The organism is Cellulosimicrobium sp. 22598 (assembly GCF_052044445.1).
Classification (GTDB): Bacteria; Actinomycetota; Actinomycetes; order Actinomycetales; family Cellulomonadaceae; genus Cellulosimicrobium; species Cellulosimicrobium cellulans_G.
Genome location: NZ_JBQEMZ010000025.1, coordinates 1 through 17,262, shown reverse-complemented (window position 1 = coordinate 17,262; position 17,262 = coordinate 1). Strand labels below are relative to the sequence as shown.

The 17,262-nt window shown below is 74.8% G+C and carries 15 protein-coding genes; 9 read left to right on the top strand and 6 right to left on the bottom strand.

Going from position 1 to position 17,262, the window contains the following annotated elements; genetic code table 11:
- The first annotated feature begins 16 nt into the window (after nucleotides 1–16).
- Nucleotides 17–2,923, top strand: a complete 2,907-nt coding sequence (locus ACTJIY_RS19205) for an FAD-binding and (Fe-S)-binding domain-containing protein (RefSeq protein WP_440675193.1) — start codon at nucleotides 17–19, stop codon at nucleotides 2,921–2,923.
- Nucleotides 2,924–2,981: 58 nt separating this feature from the next.
- Here ACTJIY_RS19205 and ACTJIY_RS19200 read toward each other — a convergent pair whose 3' ends face one another.
- Nucleotides 2,982–3,476, bottom strand: coding sequence for a DUF6174 domain-containing protein (locus ACTJIY_RS19200; RefSeq protein WP_439158632.1), 495 nt, complete (start codon nucleotides 3,474–3,476; stop codon nucleotides 2,982–2,984).
- 151 nt (nucleotides 3,477–3,627) lie between these two features.
- Between ACTJIY_RS19200 and ACTJIY_RS19195 the strand changes: the two genes are divergently transcribed.
- On the top strand, nucleotides 3,628–5,427 hold the full coding sequence (locus ACTJIY_RS19195) for an oleate hydratase (RefSeq protein ID WP_440675180.1): 1,800 nt from the start codon (nucleotides 3,628–3,630) through the stop codon (nucleotides 5,425–5,427).
- Here the strand turns inward: ACTJIY_RS19195 and pdxR are convergent.
- Complete coding sequence (gene pdxR, locus ACTJIY_RS19190; protein ID WP_440675179.1) at nucleotides 5,402–7,045, bottom strand: MocR-like pyridoxine biosynthesis transcription factor PdxR; 1,644 nt, start codon at nucleotides 7,043–7,045, stop codon at nucleotides 5,402–5,404. The genes ACTJIY_RS19195 and pdxR overlap by 26 nt on opposite strands.
- A gap of 110 nt (nucleotides 7,046–7,155) precedes the next feature.
- Here pdxR and ACTJIY_RS19185 point away from each other — a divergent pair, with 110 nt between their 5' ends.
- The 4 genes from ACTJIY_RS19185 (at nucleotide 7,156) to ACTJIY_RS19170 (ending at nucleotide 9,791) form a co-directional block, all read left to right on the top strand.
- Complete coding sequence (locus ACTJIY_RS19185; protein ID WP_253053784.1) at nucleotides 7,156–8,139, top strand: aldo/keto reductase; 984 nt, start codon at nucleotides 7,156–7,158, stop codon at nucleotides 8,137–8,139.
- Between the two features lie 59 nt (nucleotides 8,140–8,198).
- The gene (locus ACTJIY_RS19180) at nucleotides 8,199–8,339 is read left to right on the top strand and encodes a hypothetical protein (protein ID WP_253053782.1); all 141 of its coding nucleotides are present in this window, start codon (nucleotides 8,199–8,201) and stop codon (nucleotides 8,337–8,339) included.
- 88 nt (nucleotides 8,340–8,427) lie between these two features.
- The gene (locus ACTJIY_RS19175) at nucleotides 8,428–9,045 is read left to right on the top strand and encodes a nitroreductase family protein (RefSeq protein ID WP_253053780.1); all 618 of its coding nucleotides are present in this window, start codon (nucleotides 8,428–8,430) and stop codon (nucleotides 9,043–9,045) included.
- Complete coding sequence (locus ACTJIY_RS19170) at nucleotides 9,042–9,791, top strand: hypothetical protein (RefSeq protein WP_253053771.1); 750 nt, start codon at nucleotides 9,042–9,044, stop codon at nucleotides 9,789–9,791. Before ACTJIY_RS19175 ends, ACTJIY_RS19170 begins: the two co-directional genes overlap by 4 nt.
- A gap of 60 nt (nucleotides 9,792–9,851) precedes the next feature.
- Here ACTJIY_RS19170 and ACTJIY_RS19165 read toward each other — a convergent pair whose 3' ends face one another.
- On the bottom strand, nucleotides 9,852–10,724 hold the full coding sequence (locus ACTJIY_RS19165; protein WP_253053769.1) for a 2-phospho-L-lactate guanylyltransferase: 873 nt from the start codon (nucleotides 10,722–10,724) through the stop codon (nucleotides 9,852–9,854).
- Nucleotides 10,717–11,670, bottom strand: a complete 954-nt coding sequence (cofD, locus tag ACTJIY_RS19160; protein WP_253053767.1) for a 2-phospho-L-lactate transferase — start codon at nucleotides 11,668–11,670, stop codon at nucleotides 10,717–10,719. Before cofD ends, ACTJIY_RS19165 begins: the two co-directional genes overlap by 8 nt.
- Nucleotides 11,671–11,740: 70 nt before the next feature.
- Between cofD and ACTJIY_RS19155 the strand changes: the two genes are divergently transcribed.
- Nucleotides 11,741–12,061, top strand: a complete 321-nt coding sequence (locus tag ACTJIY_RS19155; protein ID WP_253053765.1) for an MTH1187 family thiamine-binding protein — start codon at nucleotides 11,741–11,743, stop codon at nucleotides 12,059–12,061.
- A gap of 115 nt (nucleotides 12,062–12,176) precedes the next feature.
- Entirely contained in the window at nucleotides 12,177–13,631 is a 1,455-nt protein-coding gene (locus ACTJIY_RS19150; protein ID WP_440675178.1) for a hypothetical protein, read from the top strand.
- Nucleotides 13,632–13,714: 83 nt separating this feature from the next.
- On the opposite strand, the gene ACTJIY_RS19145 is transcribed toward ACTJIY_RS19150, so the two are convergent.
- Nucleotides 13,715–14,569 carry an ABC transporter permease gene (locus ACTJIY_RS19145; RefSeq protein ID WP_440675177.1) on the bottom strand — a complete coding sequence of 285 codons (855 nt, stop codon included), beginning with the start codon at nucleotides 14,567–14,569 and terminating at the stop codon, nucleotides 13,715–13,717.
- Entirely contained in the window at nucleotides 14,566–15,654 is a 1,089-nt protein-coding gene (locus ACTJIY_RS19140; protein WP_440675176.1) for an ATP-binding cassette domain-containing protein, read from the bottom strand. Before ACTJIY_RS19140 ends, ACTJIY_RS19145 begins: the two co-directional genes overlap by 4 nt.
- Nucleotides 15,655–15,747: 93 nt before the next feature.
- Here ACTJIY_RS19140 and ACTJIY_RS19135 point away from each other — a divergent pair, with 93 nt between their 5' ends.
- A complete protein-coding gene (locus tag ACTJIY_RS19135; protein WP_440675175.1) occupies nucleotides 15,748–16,776 on the top strand; it encodes a helix-turn-helix transcriptional regulator in 1,029 nt (342 codons plus the stop codon).
- Nucleotides 16,777–17,262 lie beyond the last annotated feature (486 nt).

The following is a 17,262-nucleotide window of genomic DNA, read 5'->3' as shown; positions in this document are numbered from 1 at the left end:
GGCGCTGCGGACGGTCGTGCGCGGCGGGGTCGACTCCTCCACGCGCCGCCGGGCCGAGTACTCGACGGACGCGTCGAACTACCGCGTCGTGCCCGAGGCCGTGGTGTACCCGCAGGACGCGGACGACGTCGTCGCGGCGCTCGACGTGCTGCGCGAGCTCGAGGTGCCGGTCACGGCGCGCGGCGCGGGCACGTCGGTCGCGGGGAACTCGATCGGCCCGGGCGTGGTCCTGGACTTCACGCGGCACGTGAACCGCGTGCTCGACGTGGACCCGGAGGCGCGCACGGCGCGCATCGAGCCGGGCGTGGTCATGTCGGCTCTCCAGAAGGAGGCCGCGCCGCACGGGCTGCGGTTCGGCCCGGACCCGTCGACGCAGAACCGCGCGACGCTCGGCGGCATGATCGGCAACAACGCGTGCGGGCCGCACGCCGTCGCTTACGGGCGCACGGTCGACAACGTCGTCGCGCTCGACGTCGTCGACGGCCGGGGCCGCCGCTTCACCGCCGGCAAGGGCGACCCGACGTTCGCGGCGGTCCCCGGCCTGGCGGAGCTCGTCCGCGAGAACCTCGCGCTGATCCGCACGGAGTTCGGGCGGTTCGGGCGCCAGGTGTCGGGCTACTCGCTCGAGCACCTGCTGCCGGAGAACGGGTCGGACCTCGCGAAGGCGCTCGTCGGCACCGAGGGCACGCTCGTGACGATCCTCGAGGCCACGGTGCGCCTGGTGCCGGTGCCGTCCAAGCCGACGCTCGTCGTGCTGGGCTACCCGGACATGCCGTCCGCGGCCGACGACGTCCCGACCTTCCTCGGTCTCGACCCGCTCGCGGTCGAGGGCCTCGACGCGCGGCTCGTCGACGTCGTGCGCCGCGCCAAGGGCGACGCGTCCGTCCCGCCGCTGCCGCCGGGCGCCGGCTGGCTCATGGTCGAGGTCGGCGGCGCGACGCCCGAGGAGGCGATGGCGAACGCGGAGGCGATCGTCGCGGCGTCGGGCAGCGAGGCCACGATGATCCTGCCCGCAGGCCCCGAGGCGACCAAGATGTGGCAGATCCGGGCCGACGGCGCGGGGCTCGCCGGGCGCACGCCCGCGGGCGAGCAGGCGTGGCCGGGCTGGGAGGACTCCGCCGTCCCGCCGGAGAAGCTGGGCGACTACCTGCGCGACCTCGACGCGCTCATGGCGCGCTACGGCGTCGACGGCCTGCCGTACGGGCACTTCGGCGACGGCTGCGTGCACCTGCGCATCGACATCCCGCTCGAGGCGTCGGGGTCGGTGCTGCGCACGTTCATGCTCGAGGCGGCGGAGCTCGTCGCGAAGTACGGCGGCTCGCTCTCGGGCGAGCACGGCGACGGCCGCGCGCGCTCGGAGCTGCTGCCGGTCATGTACAGCCCCGAGGCGATCGCCCTCATGGAGCGGTTCAAGGCCCTGTTCGACCCGCAGGACGTCATGAACCCGGGCGTCGTCGTGCGCCCGAGCGCGATCGACGACGACCTGCGCCGCCCGCACACGCACCCGCTGCTGTCGACGGTCGGCGCGCCGGGCACACCCGGCACGAGCACGGCCGCGCCCGCGAAGGTCACGAAGATCTCGCGCCGCGCCGGTTACCAGGGCTTCTCGTTCGCGCACGACCACGGCGACATGACGCAGGCCGTGCACCGCTGCGTCGGCGTGGGCAAGTGCCGCGCCGACACCAGCGCCGCGGGCGGGTTCATGTGCCCGTCGTACCAGGCGACGAAGGACGAGAAGGACGTCACGCGCGCCCGCGCCCGCGTGCTCCAGGAGGCGGTCAACGGCACGCTCGTCGGCGGCCTCGCGGCACCCGAGGTGCGCGAGTCGCTCGACCTGTGCCTGTCCTGCAAGGCGTGCTCGAGCGACTGCCCCGCCGGCGTCGACATGGCGCAGTACAAGTCCGAGGTGCTGTACCGCACGTATCGCGGCAAGCTGCGCCCCGTCGACCACTACTCGCTCGGCTGGCTGCCGATCTGGGCGCGCCTCGCCACGGGCATGCCGCGCCTGGCGAACAAGCTGCTCGGGTTCCGGCCGCTCGCGAAGGCGGTCCTGTGGGCGGGCGGCATGGACACGCGTCGCTCGATGACGGAGTTCGCCGAGGTGCCGTTCCGCACGTGGTGGAAGCGCGGCGGCGCGACCCAGGGCGTCCCCGGCCTGCGCATCGGCGAGCGGCCCGGCCACCCCCTGCGCGACGAGCGCCCCCAGGTCGTGCTGTGGACCGACTCGTTCAGCGACAACATGTCGCCCGGGGTGCCGCAGGCGGCCGTGAAGGTGCTCACCGCGGCCGGCTACGACGTCGTCGTCCCCGACGAGCAGGCGTGCTGCGGCCTCACGTGGATCAGCACGGGCCAGCTCGACGGCGCACGCAAGCGCCTGGAGAACCTGCTGTCCGTGCTCGGCCCGTACGCCGTGAACGGCATCCCGATCCTGGGGCTCGAGCCGTCGTGCACGGCCGTGCTGCGCTCCGACCTCGTCGACCTGTTCCCCGACGACCCGCGCGCCCGGGCGGTCTCCGCCGCGACGCGCACGCTCGCCGAGCTCCTCACGTCCGTGGACACCGCGCCCGGGCGCGAGTCCGGGTGGCGCGTGCCCGACCTGTCGGACGTGACGGCCGTCGTGCAGCCGCACTGCCACCAGCACTCGGTGATGGGCTTCGCCGCCGACGAGCGCCTGCTGCGCGACGCGGGCGCGACGATCAAGGTCCTCGCCGGGTGCTGCGGCCTCGCGGGCAACTTCGGCATGCAGAAAGGCCACTACGAGACGTCGGTCGCCGTCGCGGAGAACGCGCTGCTCCCCGCGCTGCGCGACGCCGCCCCCGGCGACGTGTACCTCGCGGACGGTTTCTCGTGCCGCACCCAGGCCGACGACCTCGCCGGCGTCCAGGGCAAGGCCCTCGTCGAGCTGCTCGCCGAGCGGCTCTGAGCGTCGCGCTGCGCGGCCAGGTCGCCCGACGGCGCTCGGCCGCCCGCGTGGGCGGCCGTCAGCCGCGCGCGGGGTGCACGTCCGTGATCGCGTAGCACTCCTCGTCGTCGATCGCGCGCGGCATCGGGTCGAGCGTGAGCGACGTCGGGTAGCCCAGCTCGTCGTCGAACGCGACGTCGGTGACGTCCTCGTGGCGCTCGTCGACGAGGTCGAGGAACCCGTCGATCGTGCGGCCGCCGCTCTCGACGTAGGACTCGGGGGTCATCTCCAGGTGCGCGAGGCTCGCGGCGACCGCGACCACCTCGCCGGCCGCGACCTCGACGTCGAAGTCCCCGACGAGGTTCCGCTCGCCGCACGACGACGTCAGCGTGAACGCGTAGTCGTCGTACCCCGCCGCAGCCCACCGGTCCCGGGCCTCCGGGAGCCCGGCGACGGGCCCCTCGGCGCTCGCGGGCGCGCACGCGGTCACGAGCGGCGCGACGACGAGCGCGCCCAGGGCGAGCACCGCCGTCGTCCAGGACGGCCGAGCACGGCGGCGCGAGGTCTTCTCCATGCCCTGCTCGTGTGCCGACCCGGCCCGGTCTTGCCCTGCGCTGCACGTTCGTGCACCGAGGTGCGGTCCGTGGGGACCGGCGTGAGCATGGCAGGGGAGCGCCACCGCGGGCGGCGCTTCTTTCCTGTCGTCAGCGGTGAGAGGGAGTGGCATGTACTACTCGAGCGGCAACTACGAGGCGTTCGCGCGGCCGCGCAAGCCGGAGCGGACGGACCGGCTCGGGTCCGTGCACCTGGTGGGAGCGGGCCTCGCGTCGCTCTCCGCGGCGGGCTTCCTCGTCCGCGACGGCCAGGTCCCGGGGGAGAAGATCACCGTCTACGAGCGGCTCAGGCTCCCCGGTGGTGCGCTCGACGGCATCAAGGAGCCGCGGCGCGGGTTCGTGATCCGCGGCGGGCGCGAGCTCGAGGACCACATGGAGTGTCTGTGGGACCTGTTCCGCTCCGTGCCGTCGATCGAGACCGAGGGAGTGTCGGTCCTCGACGAGTTCTACTGGCTCAACAAGGACGACCCGAACTTTTCGCTCCAGCGCGTCACGGAGGACCGCGGCAAGGACGCGCACTTCGACAACCTGTTCCGCCTCGACGAGAAGGCGCAGAAGGAGATCACGAAGATCTTCCTCGCGCGCCGCGAGGACATGGAGGGGAAGTCGATCGAGGACGTCATGTCGAAGCACTTCCTCGACAGCCAGTTCTGGCTCTACTGGCGCACGATGTTCGCGTTCCAGGAATGGCACAGCGCGCTCGAGTTCAAGCTGTACCTGCACCGGTTCATCCACCACGTCGGCGGCCTGCCCGACCTCTCGGCGCTCAAGTTCACCAAGTACAACCAGTACGAGTCGATGGTGCTGCCGCTCACGCGCTGGCTCATGGACCAGGGTGTCACCTTCCGGTTCCACGTCGAGGTCACCGACGTCGACTTCGAGCTCGCCCCGGACCGCAAGGTCGCCACGCGGCTGCACCTGCTCGATCACGGGGCCGCCCACGAGTCCGGCGGGGCGGCCGTCGAGCAGACGATCGACCTCGGGGAGGACGACCTCGTCATCGCGACCATCGGCTCGCTCACGGAGAACTCCGACAACGGCGACCAGCACACGCCCGCGCGCCTCGACACGGGGCCCGCGCCCGCGTGGGACCTGTGGCGGCGCATCGCGGCCAAGGACCCGTCGTTCGGCCGGCCCGACGTGTTCAGCACCGACATCCCGCGCACCAAGTGGCAGTCCGCCACGGTCACGACCCTCGACCGGCGCATCCCCGAGTACATCGAGCGCATCTGCCGACGCGACCCGTTCAGCGGGAAGGTCGTCACGGGCGGCATCGTCACCGCGCGCGACTCGGCCTGGCTCATGAGCTGGACCGTCAACCGGCAGCCGCACTTCAAGGCGCAGTCGCCGGACGAGATCGTCGTGTGGGTCTACGGGCTGTTCGTCGAGACGCCGGGCGACTACGTGAAGAAGCCGCTCCAGGACTGCACGGGCGAGGAGATCACGCAGGAGTGGCTGTACCACCTCGGCGTCCCCGAGGCCGACATCCCGACCCTCGCCGCCGAGGCCGCGAGCTGCGTGCCCGTGATGATGCCGTACGTCACGGCGTTCTTCATGCCCCGTCACGCGGGCGACCGGCCCCAGGTCGTGCCCGACGGCGCACGGAACTTCGCGTTCATCGGCCAGTTCGCCGAGACGACGCGGGACACGATCTTCACCACCGAGTACTCCGTGCGCACCGGCATGGAGGCGGCCTACCAGCTGCTCGACCTGGAGCGCGGCGTGCCCGAGGTGTTCAACAGCACGTACGACGTCCGCAAGCTGCTCGCCGCGGTGAGCGCCCTGCGCGACGGCGAGGAGCTCGACCTCCCCGGACCGCGGATCCTGCGCGACCGGCTCCAGAAGAAGGTCGACGCCACCGAGATCGGCGAGCTGCTCGCCGAGTTCAGCCTGCTGTCCCACGACGAGTAGCGGCACGCACCGCGTCGGCGAGCCGGGAGACGGCTTCGTCGACGCGGGCGTCGGCGAGGTTGCCGTACCCGAGCACGAGGGTCGTCGACCGCTCGGCGGGGCGCACCTGGTAGCGGCGCAGGTCGACGACGGTCACCTCGCGCCGCGCGGCCTCGCGCACGACGTGAGCGGCGTCGGGCGCGGGGTCGTCCGGCGAGCCCGGCAGGGAGAGCAGCGCGTGCATCCCCGCCGCGATGCCGCTCACCGCGGCGCCGGGCAGCTCCCGGGCGAGGGCGTCGAGCACGGCGTCACGACGGCGGCGGTAGCGCCCGCGCGCGGCGCGCAGGTGCCGGTCGTAGCCGCCGGACGCGACGAGGCGCGCGAACGTGAGCTGGTCGACGGTGGACGGGGCCGCCGTCGGGCCGTGCGGGGCGGCCGCGCGCGCGACGGACTCGCGCCAGCGGGCGGGCACGACCATCCACCCGACGCCGAACGCGGGGCTCATCGTCTTGCTCACCGAGCCGAGCAGCACGACCCGGTCGGGGTCGAGCTGCTGGAGCGCGGCGACGGGTCGGCGGTCGTAGCGGAACTCGGCGTCGTAGTCGTCCTCGATCACGAGGGCGTCGGCGGTGCGGGCCCACGTGAGCACCGCCTCGCGCCGCTCGGGCGCCAGCGCGGCGCCGGTGGGGAACTGGTGCGCGGGCGTGAGCAGCGCCGCGCGCGCCCCGGTCCGTCGCGACGCCGCGACGAGCGCGTCGACGTCCGCGCCCGCGTCGTCCACGGGGACCGGGACGGGGGTGAGGCCGGCCCGCGTCGCGACGTCGCGCAGGACCGACCAGCTCGGGTCCTCCACCAGGACGTGCGTGTGGCCCGCCTCGACGAGCGCGGCGGCGACGCGCGCCATCCCGTCGGTCGCGCCGCGCGTGAGCACGACGGCGTCGTCCGGCCCGGAGACGACGCGCGCCCGGCGCAGGTGGCCGGCGACGACGGCGCGCGCGTGCGGGTGCCCGGCAGGGGCGGGCTGGCCGAGGTCGTCGTTCGACGCGGTACCGGTCGAGGAACCGAGCGCGTCGCGCGCCGCCCGCAGCCACGCGTCGCGCGGGACGTGGCGCAGGTCGGGTACGCCGGGCGCGAGGTCGAACCGGGCGCGCGCGGCGTGGGTCCTGCCGGTGTCGGTCCGACCGGCGTCCACGACGGCGCGCGCGGGTCTACCATCCGCCGCTCGTTCCTCGCGGCTCCCGCCAGGCCCGCCACGACCCGCGCGCGCCGTCGTTCCCGCCGGGCTCGTGGGCCGCTCGCCCAGCGCACTCGTTCCCCTCGGGCTCGTCGATCGGGCGCCGGCTGCGGCGGAGACGCGGGTCGCGGAGCCGGTGCGCGCCTCGAGGAAGCCCTCGGCGACGAGCTGGCCGTACGCCTCCGTGACGACCCACCGCGACACCCCGAGCGACTCGGCGAGCTGGCGGCTCGGCGGCAGCGCCGCCCCGACGGGGACACGGCCGGTGTGCACGGCGTCGCGGACCGCGCGCTCGAGCCGCTCGACGCGCGACCCCGGCCCTGTCCCCAGGTCGAGCAGCGCCTCCCAGGCGAGCGCCGCCGTCGTGCCCGGCGGTGGAGCAGGATTGGTCTGGTCGACACCCATGGAATCGGACCGTACACCCGCGCCGATCGCTCCGTAGCGTGGAGCACGTCATCAGGACCACGGGTCCACCACGGACCACGCGGGTCCACCACGAACCTCGGGAGACCACCATGCGGTACCGCACCATCGGCGACGGGCGCACCTCCTTCGACGTGTCGACCCTGTGCCTCGGCACGATGAACATGGGCACGCTCGTCGACGAGGACACGTCGTTCGCGATCCTCGACCGCTTCGTCGAGGCGGGCGGCACGTTCCTCGACACGGCGAACAACTACAGCCTCTGGGCCGGGGGGCACGGCCGCGACAGCGAGGACCTCCTCGGCCGCTGGCTCGCGAGCCGCGGCGTGCGCGACCAGGTCCGCATCGCGACGAAGCTCGGCGCGGCGCAGAAGGACAGGTCCCTCCCGCTGTCGAACACGCCGCCGACGAACTTCCAGGGCCTCGGCGCCGACGTCGTCGGCTACGAGGCGCACGAGAGCCTGCGGCACCTCGGCGTCGACCACCTGGACGTGCTGTACGGGCACGTCGACGACCACGAGACGCCGCTCGCCGAGACCGTCGGCGCGTTCGGCAAGCTCCAGGCCGAGGGCGTCGTGGGCATCACCGGCATCTCGAACGTCGCGCTGTGGCGCGTCGTCGAGGCGCGGGAGGAGGCGCTGCGCCAGGGCGTCGCGCCCTACGGGCTCGTCCAGCAGAACTACACGTACGCCTACCCGACGCCGGAGGTCGGCCGGCACAACTGGGCCTCGTACGAGCTGCTCGACTACGCGGCGTCCACGGGGGTCGACGGGCGCCCGCCGCTCGCCGTCACCGCCTACTCGCCGATCCTCCAGGGCGCGTACGTGCGCCGGGACAAGCCGCTGTGGGACGGGTTCGACCACCCGACCACGCGCGAGCGCATCCGCCTCCTGCACGAGGTCGCGGGCGAGCTCGGCGCGACGCCCAACCAGGTCGCGCTCGCGTGGCTCCTCGGGGGCGAGCACCCGGTGATCCCGCTCGTCGGGCCCAGCACGATCGAGCAGCTCGACGAGCTCCTCGGCGCGGCCGACCTCGAGCTCGACCCGGAGCTGCGCGCGCGGCTCGACGCCGCCTGAGCCCGCGTGCTCGCCCGGCCCGGCGCCACGGCGTCGGGCCGGGCTGCCACCGTGGGCGGGTGCTCACCACCACCGTCGCGCGCGTCCGGGCGGACGACTGGCGCGACCTCCGGGACGTCCGCCTGCGCGCGCTCGCGGACGCGCCGACCGCGTTCGGCTCGACCGTCGCGCGCGAGGCCGCCTTCCCCCACGACGTGTGACGCGAGCGCGCGGCCGGGCTGCGGACGTCGCGGGGCGTCGCCGGGTAGGGTGCGGGGACCTGTTCCCGGACCGTGCCGAGGGGGCCACGTGGAGTTCCAGGACGTCGTGCGACGCCGACGCATGGTGCGCCGGTTCACCGACGAGCCCGTCGCGCCGGACGCCGTCGACCGCCTCGTGCGCAACGCCGTCCGCGCGCCGAGCGCGGGGTTCGCGCAGGGGTGGTCGTTCCTCGTGCTCACCGAGCCCGACGACGTCGCGCGCTTCTGGGCCGCGACCTCACCCGAGCGGCCCGAGCGGAGCATGAGCGCGTGGCTCGCCGGGATGCGCACCGCGCCCGTGCTCGTCGTGGTCCTCACGTCGAAGGACGTCTACCTCGACCGGTACGCCGAGGACGACAAGGGCTGGGCGGACCGCGACGAGAACCGCTGGGCCGTCCCCTACTGGCACGTCGACGCCGGGATGGCGGCGCTGCTCATGCTCCAGACCGCCGTCGACGAGGGGCTCGGCGCGTGCTTCTTCGGCGTCGCGCCGGGCGAGGTCGGGCGGCTGCGCGCGGCCTTCGACATCCCCGACGCGTACGCCCCGACCGGGGTCGTCGCCGTCGGGCACCCCGCCGACCGGGCGACCACGGGCTCGCCGCGACGTCGCGAGCGCAAGCCGCTCGACGACGTCGTGCACCGCGGCCGCTGGGGAGGCCGATCGTGAGGCGCCCGCCCGCCCGCGCGGCGGTGCTCGCGACGTCGGCCGTGCTCGCCGTCCTTGGGACGACCGCCTGCACCGGCGGACCGTCGCCCGGCCCGACCGGCGGCCCGACGACGTCGGGCACCGCGGACGCGCCCGGTCCGGACGCCGGCGACCCCACGTCCCCGGCGCCGACGACCGAGACCGCACCGGGGGATCCGGACGCGACGACCGGCGGCCCGTCCGACCTGCTGCCCGACCCCGCGGACGCGCCGGCCCCCGAGGTCACGATCCTGGGCGGGGCCGCGTCCGCACCGCCGCTCGTCGCGCGCGCCGGGTGGCAGGTCGTCGGGTCGAGCGGCGCGTGCGTGCTGTCGTGGCGCGGCGCGAGCGACCCTGAGGCGCCGGGAGCAGGCGCCCGGGAGGCGTCCGACGCCCTGCTCACCGAGACCGTCGTCGCGGACCGGGGCGACCCGGGTGCGACGCGTGAGGTCCTGCTCCCGCTCACGTCCGACGGCGTGGCGGTGCAGGGCGTGAACGCGGTCGCCCAGGACTGGGCCGTGGGCACGCCGCGCGGCGAGGTCCGGGTCCGCGGTGCGGCGCGCGTCGTGAGCGTGCCGACGTTCGACGGCGGCGCGTCGACCCAGTCCGTCGTGCTCGCGCTCGACTGCGCCGGGCCGCTCGACGAGGGCGCGTGGCAGCGGCTGCTCGCCGACGTGCGCGTCGGTCTCGTCGCACCCGTCGAGGAACCCGGCGTCTGGCTCTCGTAGCCGGATCCTGGAGCCGGCGCACGGCCCGGCCCGTGGGCGCGGAGCCGTGGCGCGGCGACGTCAGGCGTCGCGGTCGCGCAGCGCCGGGACGTGCAGCCCGACGACGGCGCGCGCGTCCGCGGGCAGCTCGTCCCAGTCCTCGACGGTGTCGAGGTCGACCGCGGTCCCGGGCCGCTGCACGACGACGGCCCGCAGCCCGAGCCGCGCGGCCTCCGCGACGTGGGCCGCACGGCTGCCCGCCCCGAACCGAAACCGAAACCCGTCGCCGACGGGACCGCTGCCTCGCCGAGCACGAGGTTCCCGTCGTTCTGAGCCGGTTTCCGACAGCGACCCCGTGGTCGTCGGCGCGGAAGCCGGGGGGTCGAGGACGAGGAGGTTCGTGCCCGTGCCCCCGCGGTCCGTCGCGACGACGACGGGCGCGTCCTCGGCGAGCAGCGCCGCCACGTCGGCGGGCGTGAGCGCGGGGAGGTCGGCGTGCGCGACGAGGAGCCGCACCGGACCCTCCGGGGACTCGTCACGCGCCGCGATCTCCCGGCCGAGGTCGACCGCCGCGTCCAGCCCCGGCCGGTCCGCGGGCTGCAGCACGATGCGCAGCCGGTCGGCGTCGTCGGTCAGCAGGAGACCGTCCGACGCGGCCGCGTCCGCAGCGCCGGCGGACTCGTCCACCACGACGTCGCGCAGCGCCCGCCACGTGAACCGCGGGTCCGACGTCACCACGACCACGCGCTCGACGCCGTCGCTCGCGAGCAGCGTCCCCACGACGTGCCGCGCGAGCACGGCGATCAGCCGGCTGCGCGCCGCAGGGTCGAGGACGTGCGCGAGCCGCGACTTCCCCGACGACCCGTCGCGCAGCGGCACGACGGCGACCACGCGCCCCGGACGGGCGGGCCCACCGGGACGAGCAGCGCCGTCGGGCACCACGAGGTCACCCACGCGCGGCACCCGCCGACGCGAGGAGCGTGCGCGCGAGGCGCTCGCGGCCCGCGGCGCCGCCCATGACGGTGTCCGTGACCACGACGTCCATCCCGAGGCCCCGCACGGCGTCCGCGAGGTGGGCGTCGTGGTCGTCGATCACCATGACGTCGACGAGCCCGGCGTACAGGCGCGCGACGCCGAGCGCGGAGACCTCGTGCCCGAGCGTCGTGAGGATCTGCGCCGCGGGCCCCTTGATCGCGCGGCCGCCGACGATCGGGCTCACCGCGACGCGGCGCGCGGACGTCCCGGCCAGCGCCTCCCGCACACCCGGGACCGCGAGCACCGGCTCGACCGACAGGAACGGGTTCGACGGCGCGACCACGACCACGTCGGCGTCGGTCACCGCGTCGAGCACGCCGGGCGCGGGGCGCGCGGCGTCGATCCCGTCGTAGACGAGGCCCAGGACGTCGTCCGCGTGCCGGCGCCCCACGAAGTACTCCTGGAACCCGAGCCGGCCCGCGGGCGTGTCGACGAGCGTCGCGACGCGGTCGTCGCTCACGGGCAGGACGCGCGCCCGGACGCCGAGCGCCGTCGTGAGCCGCGCGGTCACCTCGGTCAGGGTCGACCCCGCGCGCAGCCCGGCCGTCCGGACCACGTGCGTCGCGAGGTCGCGGTCCCCGAGCGTGAACCACGTGTCCTCGCCGAGCCGGCCCATCGCCTCCAGCGCCGCGTACGTCTCGCCGACGACGCCCCAGCCGCGCTCCTCGTCCGCGAGCCCGGCGAGCGTGTACGTCACGGTGTCGAGGTCGGGCGAGATCCACAGCCCGTGCAGCTCGACGTCGTCCGCCACGTTGACGACGACCGTGAGCTCGGCCCCGGCGAGGTCCAGACCGTGCGCGAGGCGTGCCCCGCCGACCCCGCCCGCGAGCACGGTCACGCGGTCGGTGCGGTGTTCTGCTGTCACGACGACGAGCCTACGTCGGGGCGTCGGGGTCCCGGCGGTTCGTGCGCCGGACCCGTGCCACGATGGGCGCATGGCCGTCTTCGCCTTCTCCGTCGCCCCGCTCGGTGCCGGCGAGTCCGTCGCGGACTCCGTCGCCGAGGCCGTCCGCATCGTCCGCGAGTCGGGCCTGCCCAACCGCACCACCGCGATGTTCACCGAGATCGAGGGCGACTGGGACGCCGTCATGCCCGTGATCCAGCGCGCCACGGAGGCCGTGGGCGCGGGCGGGCACCGCGTCTCGCTCGTCATCAAGGCGGACATCCGCCCCGGCCGTACCGGGGAGCTCACGGGGAAGGTCGAACGGGTCGAGGAGCGCCTCGCCGTGGAGTCCGAGGAGACCGGGCACGCCTGACCTGCACGGTCGCGCGGGGGCGGTTCGACCGGTTCGAGGGACTTGACCGGCGACGTAGGCTATGGCGCAAACGCCCCCGCCCAGGTCGCGTCCCGCTGCAGCAGGAGATCCCCCGATGCCCCTCTTCGAGGTGGACGCCGAGCGTCCCGTACTGGTCCAGCCGCCCCAGCCGGCAGGTGCCTTCGGGACGGACGCGCAGCGTGTCGTGGACGGCAACATCGAGGGGCTGCTGGGCGAGCAGATCTTCCCCGTCGCGCAGGGCACGTCCGACGACGAGCCCCACCTGCTCGCGCTCGACGCCGCAGGGCTCCCGGTCGTCATCGAGGTCACCGCGGAGCTCACGGAGGAGGCCCTCACCGCGGCGCTCAACCACGCCGGCCGGGCCGGGCGTCTCACGCGCGCCGAGCTCGCCGCCCGCTACACCGGCGGCGCGTCGCGGTTCCAGCAGGACGTCGCGGCGTTCTACGACAACGTCCCCCTCACGCGCTCGCAGGCGACCGCCCGCGCGACCGGTGCCCGGCTCATCGTCATCTGCTCGAGCGCCGCACCGGGCATCCAGGACGCGCTCGACTTCCTCCGCCAGCCCGGCTCCCCGGTCGCGGTCCTGCGCCTCGGCGTCGTGCAGGGCGCCGACGGCCGCCGCTTCGTCGACGTGTCCCCGCTCGCGATGACGCGCGACAACCCCGCGCCACCCGCGGCACCCGAGCCCCGCCGGGGCCGCGCCGTGGCCCCCGGATCCGACTTCGCGGACGGCGTCGCCGTGGGCCGAGCCCTGACCGGCAAGTTTCCCGTGGTGACGCGGCAGGCCGCGCAGTCCCGGGCCGAGCGCCGTCGTGCCGCCGAGCTCGAGCCGCGCGCCCTCCCCGGGATCGCACCCACCGCGGCCGACGAGACCGGCCCGCTGGCCCCGGTCGCCGCGCCCTCGGTGCCGTCGCACGCCGAGCCCCCGGTCCTGGACTTCGTGCCCCTCGACGACCCGCTCACCGCGCGGACCGTGCCCGAGCCCGCGTCCACCGGCTGGGCCGACCGCCGGCCCGTCGAGGCCGGCGACGAGACGCCCACCCCGCGCACCTCGATCCTCACGCGCGAGTCCATCCGGACCCGCGAGTCCATCCGGACGCGCGAGTCGTACCTCACCCACGAGTACGGCGAGCAGCGGAGCCCGTCGCGCGAGCAGCCGTACGACCCGCTGTCGTACCACCCGCCGGTCGACCTCGACCCGGCACCCCCGCGCGCGTCCGCGAGCCGGGACGTCGTCCCCGTGCCGCCCCCGCCCCCCGCGGACGTGCCGCTCGGCCCCGACGACGACCCCGACCTCGTCGCGCTCGCCCGCGCGTTCGGCACGCCCCGCGAGCTCGTGTGGTCCCGGCCGCGGCGCGGCCAGCGCTTCGAGGCGGTCCTCCAGCCCGACGGCTTCATCGAGCTCTCCGACGGCGCGCGCTACCGCCACCCCGACCTCGCCGCCGTCGCCGTGTCGGGCACCCACACCGCCGACGGCTGGAGCGTCTGGCGCCTCGGCGGCGACGACGGCCCCACCCTCACCGACGCCTTCCGCCAGCACCACGCCTGACCCACCGTTCGGGCTGACGAGCCCGGGCAGGACGGCGGCCCGGGCCGTGGAGCCGGCCCGGGCCCGACGCGAGGAGGCCGCGCTCAGTCGGTCGAGCGCACCATGGTGCGGATCCCGACCGCGAGCCCGACGGCGGCCGTCACGACGGCGGCGACCCAGCCCCACGCGACGGCCGAGGCCGTGAGGTCGCCGGCGAACAGCGCGCGCTCGGCGTCGACGACGTACTGGAGCGGGTTGACGTCGGACGCCACCTGCATCCACCGCGGCCCGGTCTCGAGCGGCAGGAGCATGCCGGACAGGATCATGAGCGGGAAGATCAGCGTCTGCTGCACGACCCAGAACATCCAGTCCTGCTTGCGCACCGCGAGCGCGAGCGCGTAGCTGAGGGACCCGATCCCGACGCCGAAGACGGCGAGGAGCGCGAGCCCGACGACGGCCCCGGCGGGGTGGAGCTCGAACCCGAACGGGAGCATGACGAGCACGACGACGACCGACTGCGCGACGATCGGGACCATCTCCTTGAGCGCGCGGCCCACGAGCAGCGAGGCGCGCGAGAGCGGGGCGACGAGCATGCGCTCGTGCGCGCCGGTCTGGAGCTCGACGAGCAGGTTCGCGCCGGTCGTGGTGGTCCCGAAGAGCGTGGTCATCACGAGGATGGACGGGACGAACCACTGCCAGACGTTGCCGCCCAGGACCTCCTGCCCGGTCGTCGTGCCGCCGAGCGACCCGACGAGCAGGGGGCCGAACAGCGCGAGGAAGACGATCGGCTGGACGAGCCCGAACAGCACGGAGAACGGGTCGTGCAGCACGGGCCGCAGCTCGCGGACGAGCACGATCCGGGTGTCGCGCGCGAACGCGGCGAGCCCGCGACGTGCGCGCGGACGTGCCGGGGCCGGATGCGGGGCGATGCTGGTGGGGGCGATGTCGACGGTGCTCATGCTGCGGTCCTCTCGGTGGGGCGGGTGCCCTCGGCGGGGGTGTCGGTCGGGGTCGCGGCGCCGGCCTCGCGCAGGCTGCGGCCCGTCAGGGCGAGGAAGACGTCGTCGAGCGTGGGGCGGTGCACCAGCGCGGTCTCGACGGCGATGCCGTCCGCGTCGGCGGCGCGCAGCAGCCGGGGGAGGTACGCGTCGCCGCGTTCGGCCCGCACCTCGAGCGAGGGTGCGGCGTCGTGCCCGACGGCGGGGGTGCCGTCGGGCGTGCGGGTCGCCTCGCGGAAGCCCTCGACGCGGCGGGCGAGCGCGAGGAGGCGCGCCGCGTCGTCGTGCAGCGGGCCCTGCGTGGGCGCGAGCGTCACGACGACGCGGTCCCCGGCGAGGTCGGCCTTGAGGTTCTCGGCGGTGTCGTCGGCGATGACCTGACCGTGGTCGACGACGACGACGCGCTCGGCCATGGTGTCGGCCTCGTCGAGGTAGTGCGTGGTGAGGACGATCGTCATGGGCTCGCCCGTCGACGCGAGGGCGTCGTCGCGCATACGCAGCACGTGCTCCCACAGGTTCGCGCGGTTGTGCGGGTCGAGGCCGGTCGACGGCTCGTCGAGGAACAGCAGCGACGGCGCGTGCACGAGGCCCATGGCGACGTCGAGCCGGCGACGCTGCCCGCCGGAGAGGTCGGAGACCTTGCGCGCGCCGTAGGACCCGAGCTCGAGCGAGTCGAGGAGCTCGTCGGCGCGGCGTCGAGCGGTGCGTCGGTCGAGGCCGTGGATGCGGCCCTGGCTCGCGAGCTCGTCGACGGCACGCTGGGCGTGACCGGCGCCGTTGCCCTGCCCGACGTAGCCGATGCGGTGGCGGACTGCGTCGGGCTCGGCGACGACGTCGTGGCCCGCGACGGTCGCGGTGCCCGACGTGGGACGGATGAGCGTGGTGAGCATGCGGAGCGTGGTCGTCTTGCCGGCGCCGTTGGGGCCGAGGACGGCGACGAGCTCGCCGGGTGCGACGTCGAGGTCGATGCCGCGGACGGCGTGCACCGTGGCGCTCGCGTCGCGCCCGACGGCGAAGTCCTTGGTCAGTGCTCTGGTGCGGATCACGGTGGCTCCTCCTGGGTGTGCTTCGTGCGTCGAGACCGACGGTGCCAGAAGTAGAGGCCAGGTTCGGTCCTCTACTCCTGGCACCCTGGGGTCATGCTCGAGACCTCTGGACGACTGCTCCGACTGCTCTCGCTGCTCCAGGCGCGCCGGGACTGGCCCGGGTCCGCGCTCGCCGAGCGGCTCGAGGTGAGCCCGCGCACCGTGCGGCGCGACGTCGACCGGCTGCGCGAGCTCGGCTACCCGGTCGGCGCGACGAAGGGGCCCGACGGCGGGTACCGGCTCGATGCCGGGGCGGACGTGCCGCCCCTCCTGTTCGACGACGAGCAGGCGGTCGCCGTCGCGATCGCACTGCGTACCGGGACGCTCCCCGGCGTCGAGGACGCCGCAGCACGCGCGCTCGCGACGATCCGTCAGGTCATGCCCGCGCGCCTGCGCACGCGCATCGACGCGTTGGAGGTGACGGCGGTGCCCGGCCGGAGGGAGCGGGCCCTGCCCGCGGTCAGCGCCGACGTTCTCGTGGCCGTCGGCTCGGCGGCCGTCGAACGCCGCGTGCTGCGGTTCGACTACGACGGCGGGACGGGCGAGGTGCTCCGCGCGCCGGGCCAGGAGGAGGGGGAGGGGTTCCGTGCGCCGCGCCGGGTGGAGCCGCACCACGTCGTCACGTGGGGCGGGCGGTGGTACCTCGTCGCGTGGGACCTCGACCGGGACGACTGGCGAACCTTCCGGATCGACCGGATGGCGCCGCGCGAGGGCGCCGGAGCGCGCTTCGAGCGGCGGGCGCTGCCGGCCCCGGACGTGGCGACGTTCATCGCCGAGAGGTTCACGCAGCCCGTGACGCCCGTGCGGGGGACGGTCGAGCTCGAGCTGGACGCCGCCGTCGTGGCGGCATGGGCCGGAACGGGCGCACTCGTGGAGGCCGTGGGCGAGGGGCGGTGCCGGCTGACGGCGGGCTCCTGGTCGTGGGGCGGGCTCGCCGCCTGGTTCGGGATCTTCGACGCCCCCTTCACCGTGGTCGGGCCGGACGAGCTGCGCACGGCGATGACCCGCCTCGCGGCGCGGGCGACGGCCGCGGCCGATCCTGCGGGGACGGACGCAGCGGGCCCACGGCAACGTCCTGCGTGAGGGGCGGTGCTCGCCGGGCCTGGTGCCCCGGAGGAGAGTGGTCCGGGTCACCACGGCGCGAGTTGACCTCCCGCCCCGGGACCCCGTAATGTTCTCGAGGTCGCCCGGCAGGGAGGAACAGACACCACGGCACAGCTCCTCGGAGCAGATGCGAAGTGGCTGGTCCCCCGGGTGAAACTCCCACCAGATTCTCGGAGCACAGTGCTGCGCCGGTGAACGAGTGAGGGTGTCTGGATCAGGTACATTTCTGAACGGAAATCCGGTTTTCACCGGTCCGGGACGAACGGCCGGGTCTGGTAGGATTCAGAACGAAGGAAGCGCCCCGCGTAAGGGCCTCGGGAACGAGGTCGGAGGCGGTGTGTGTCGGTTGTTTGAGAACTCAACAGTGTGCTTGTTAGTCAATGCCAATTTTTTGTCCCTGTGGCATGGCTGATCGTCTTCGCCCGTCGGGTGGGGTGGTTGGTTGTGTCTGGGATTCCTTTGGTT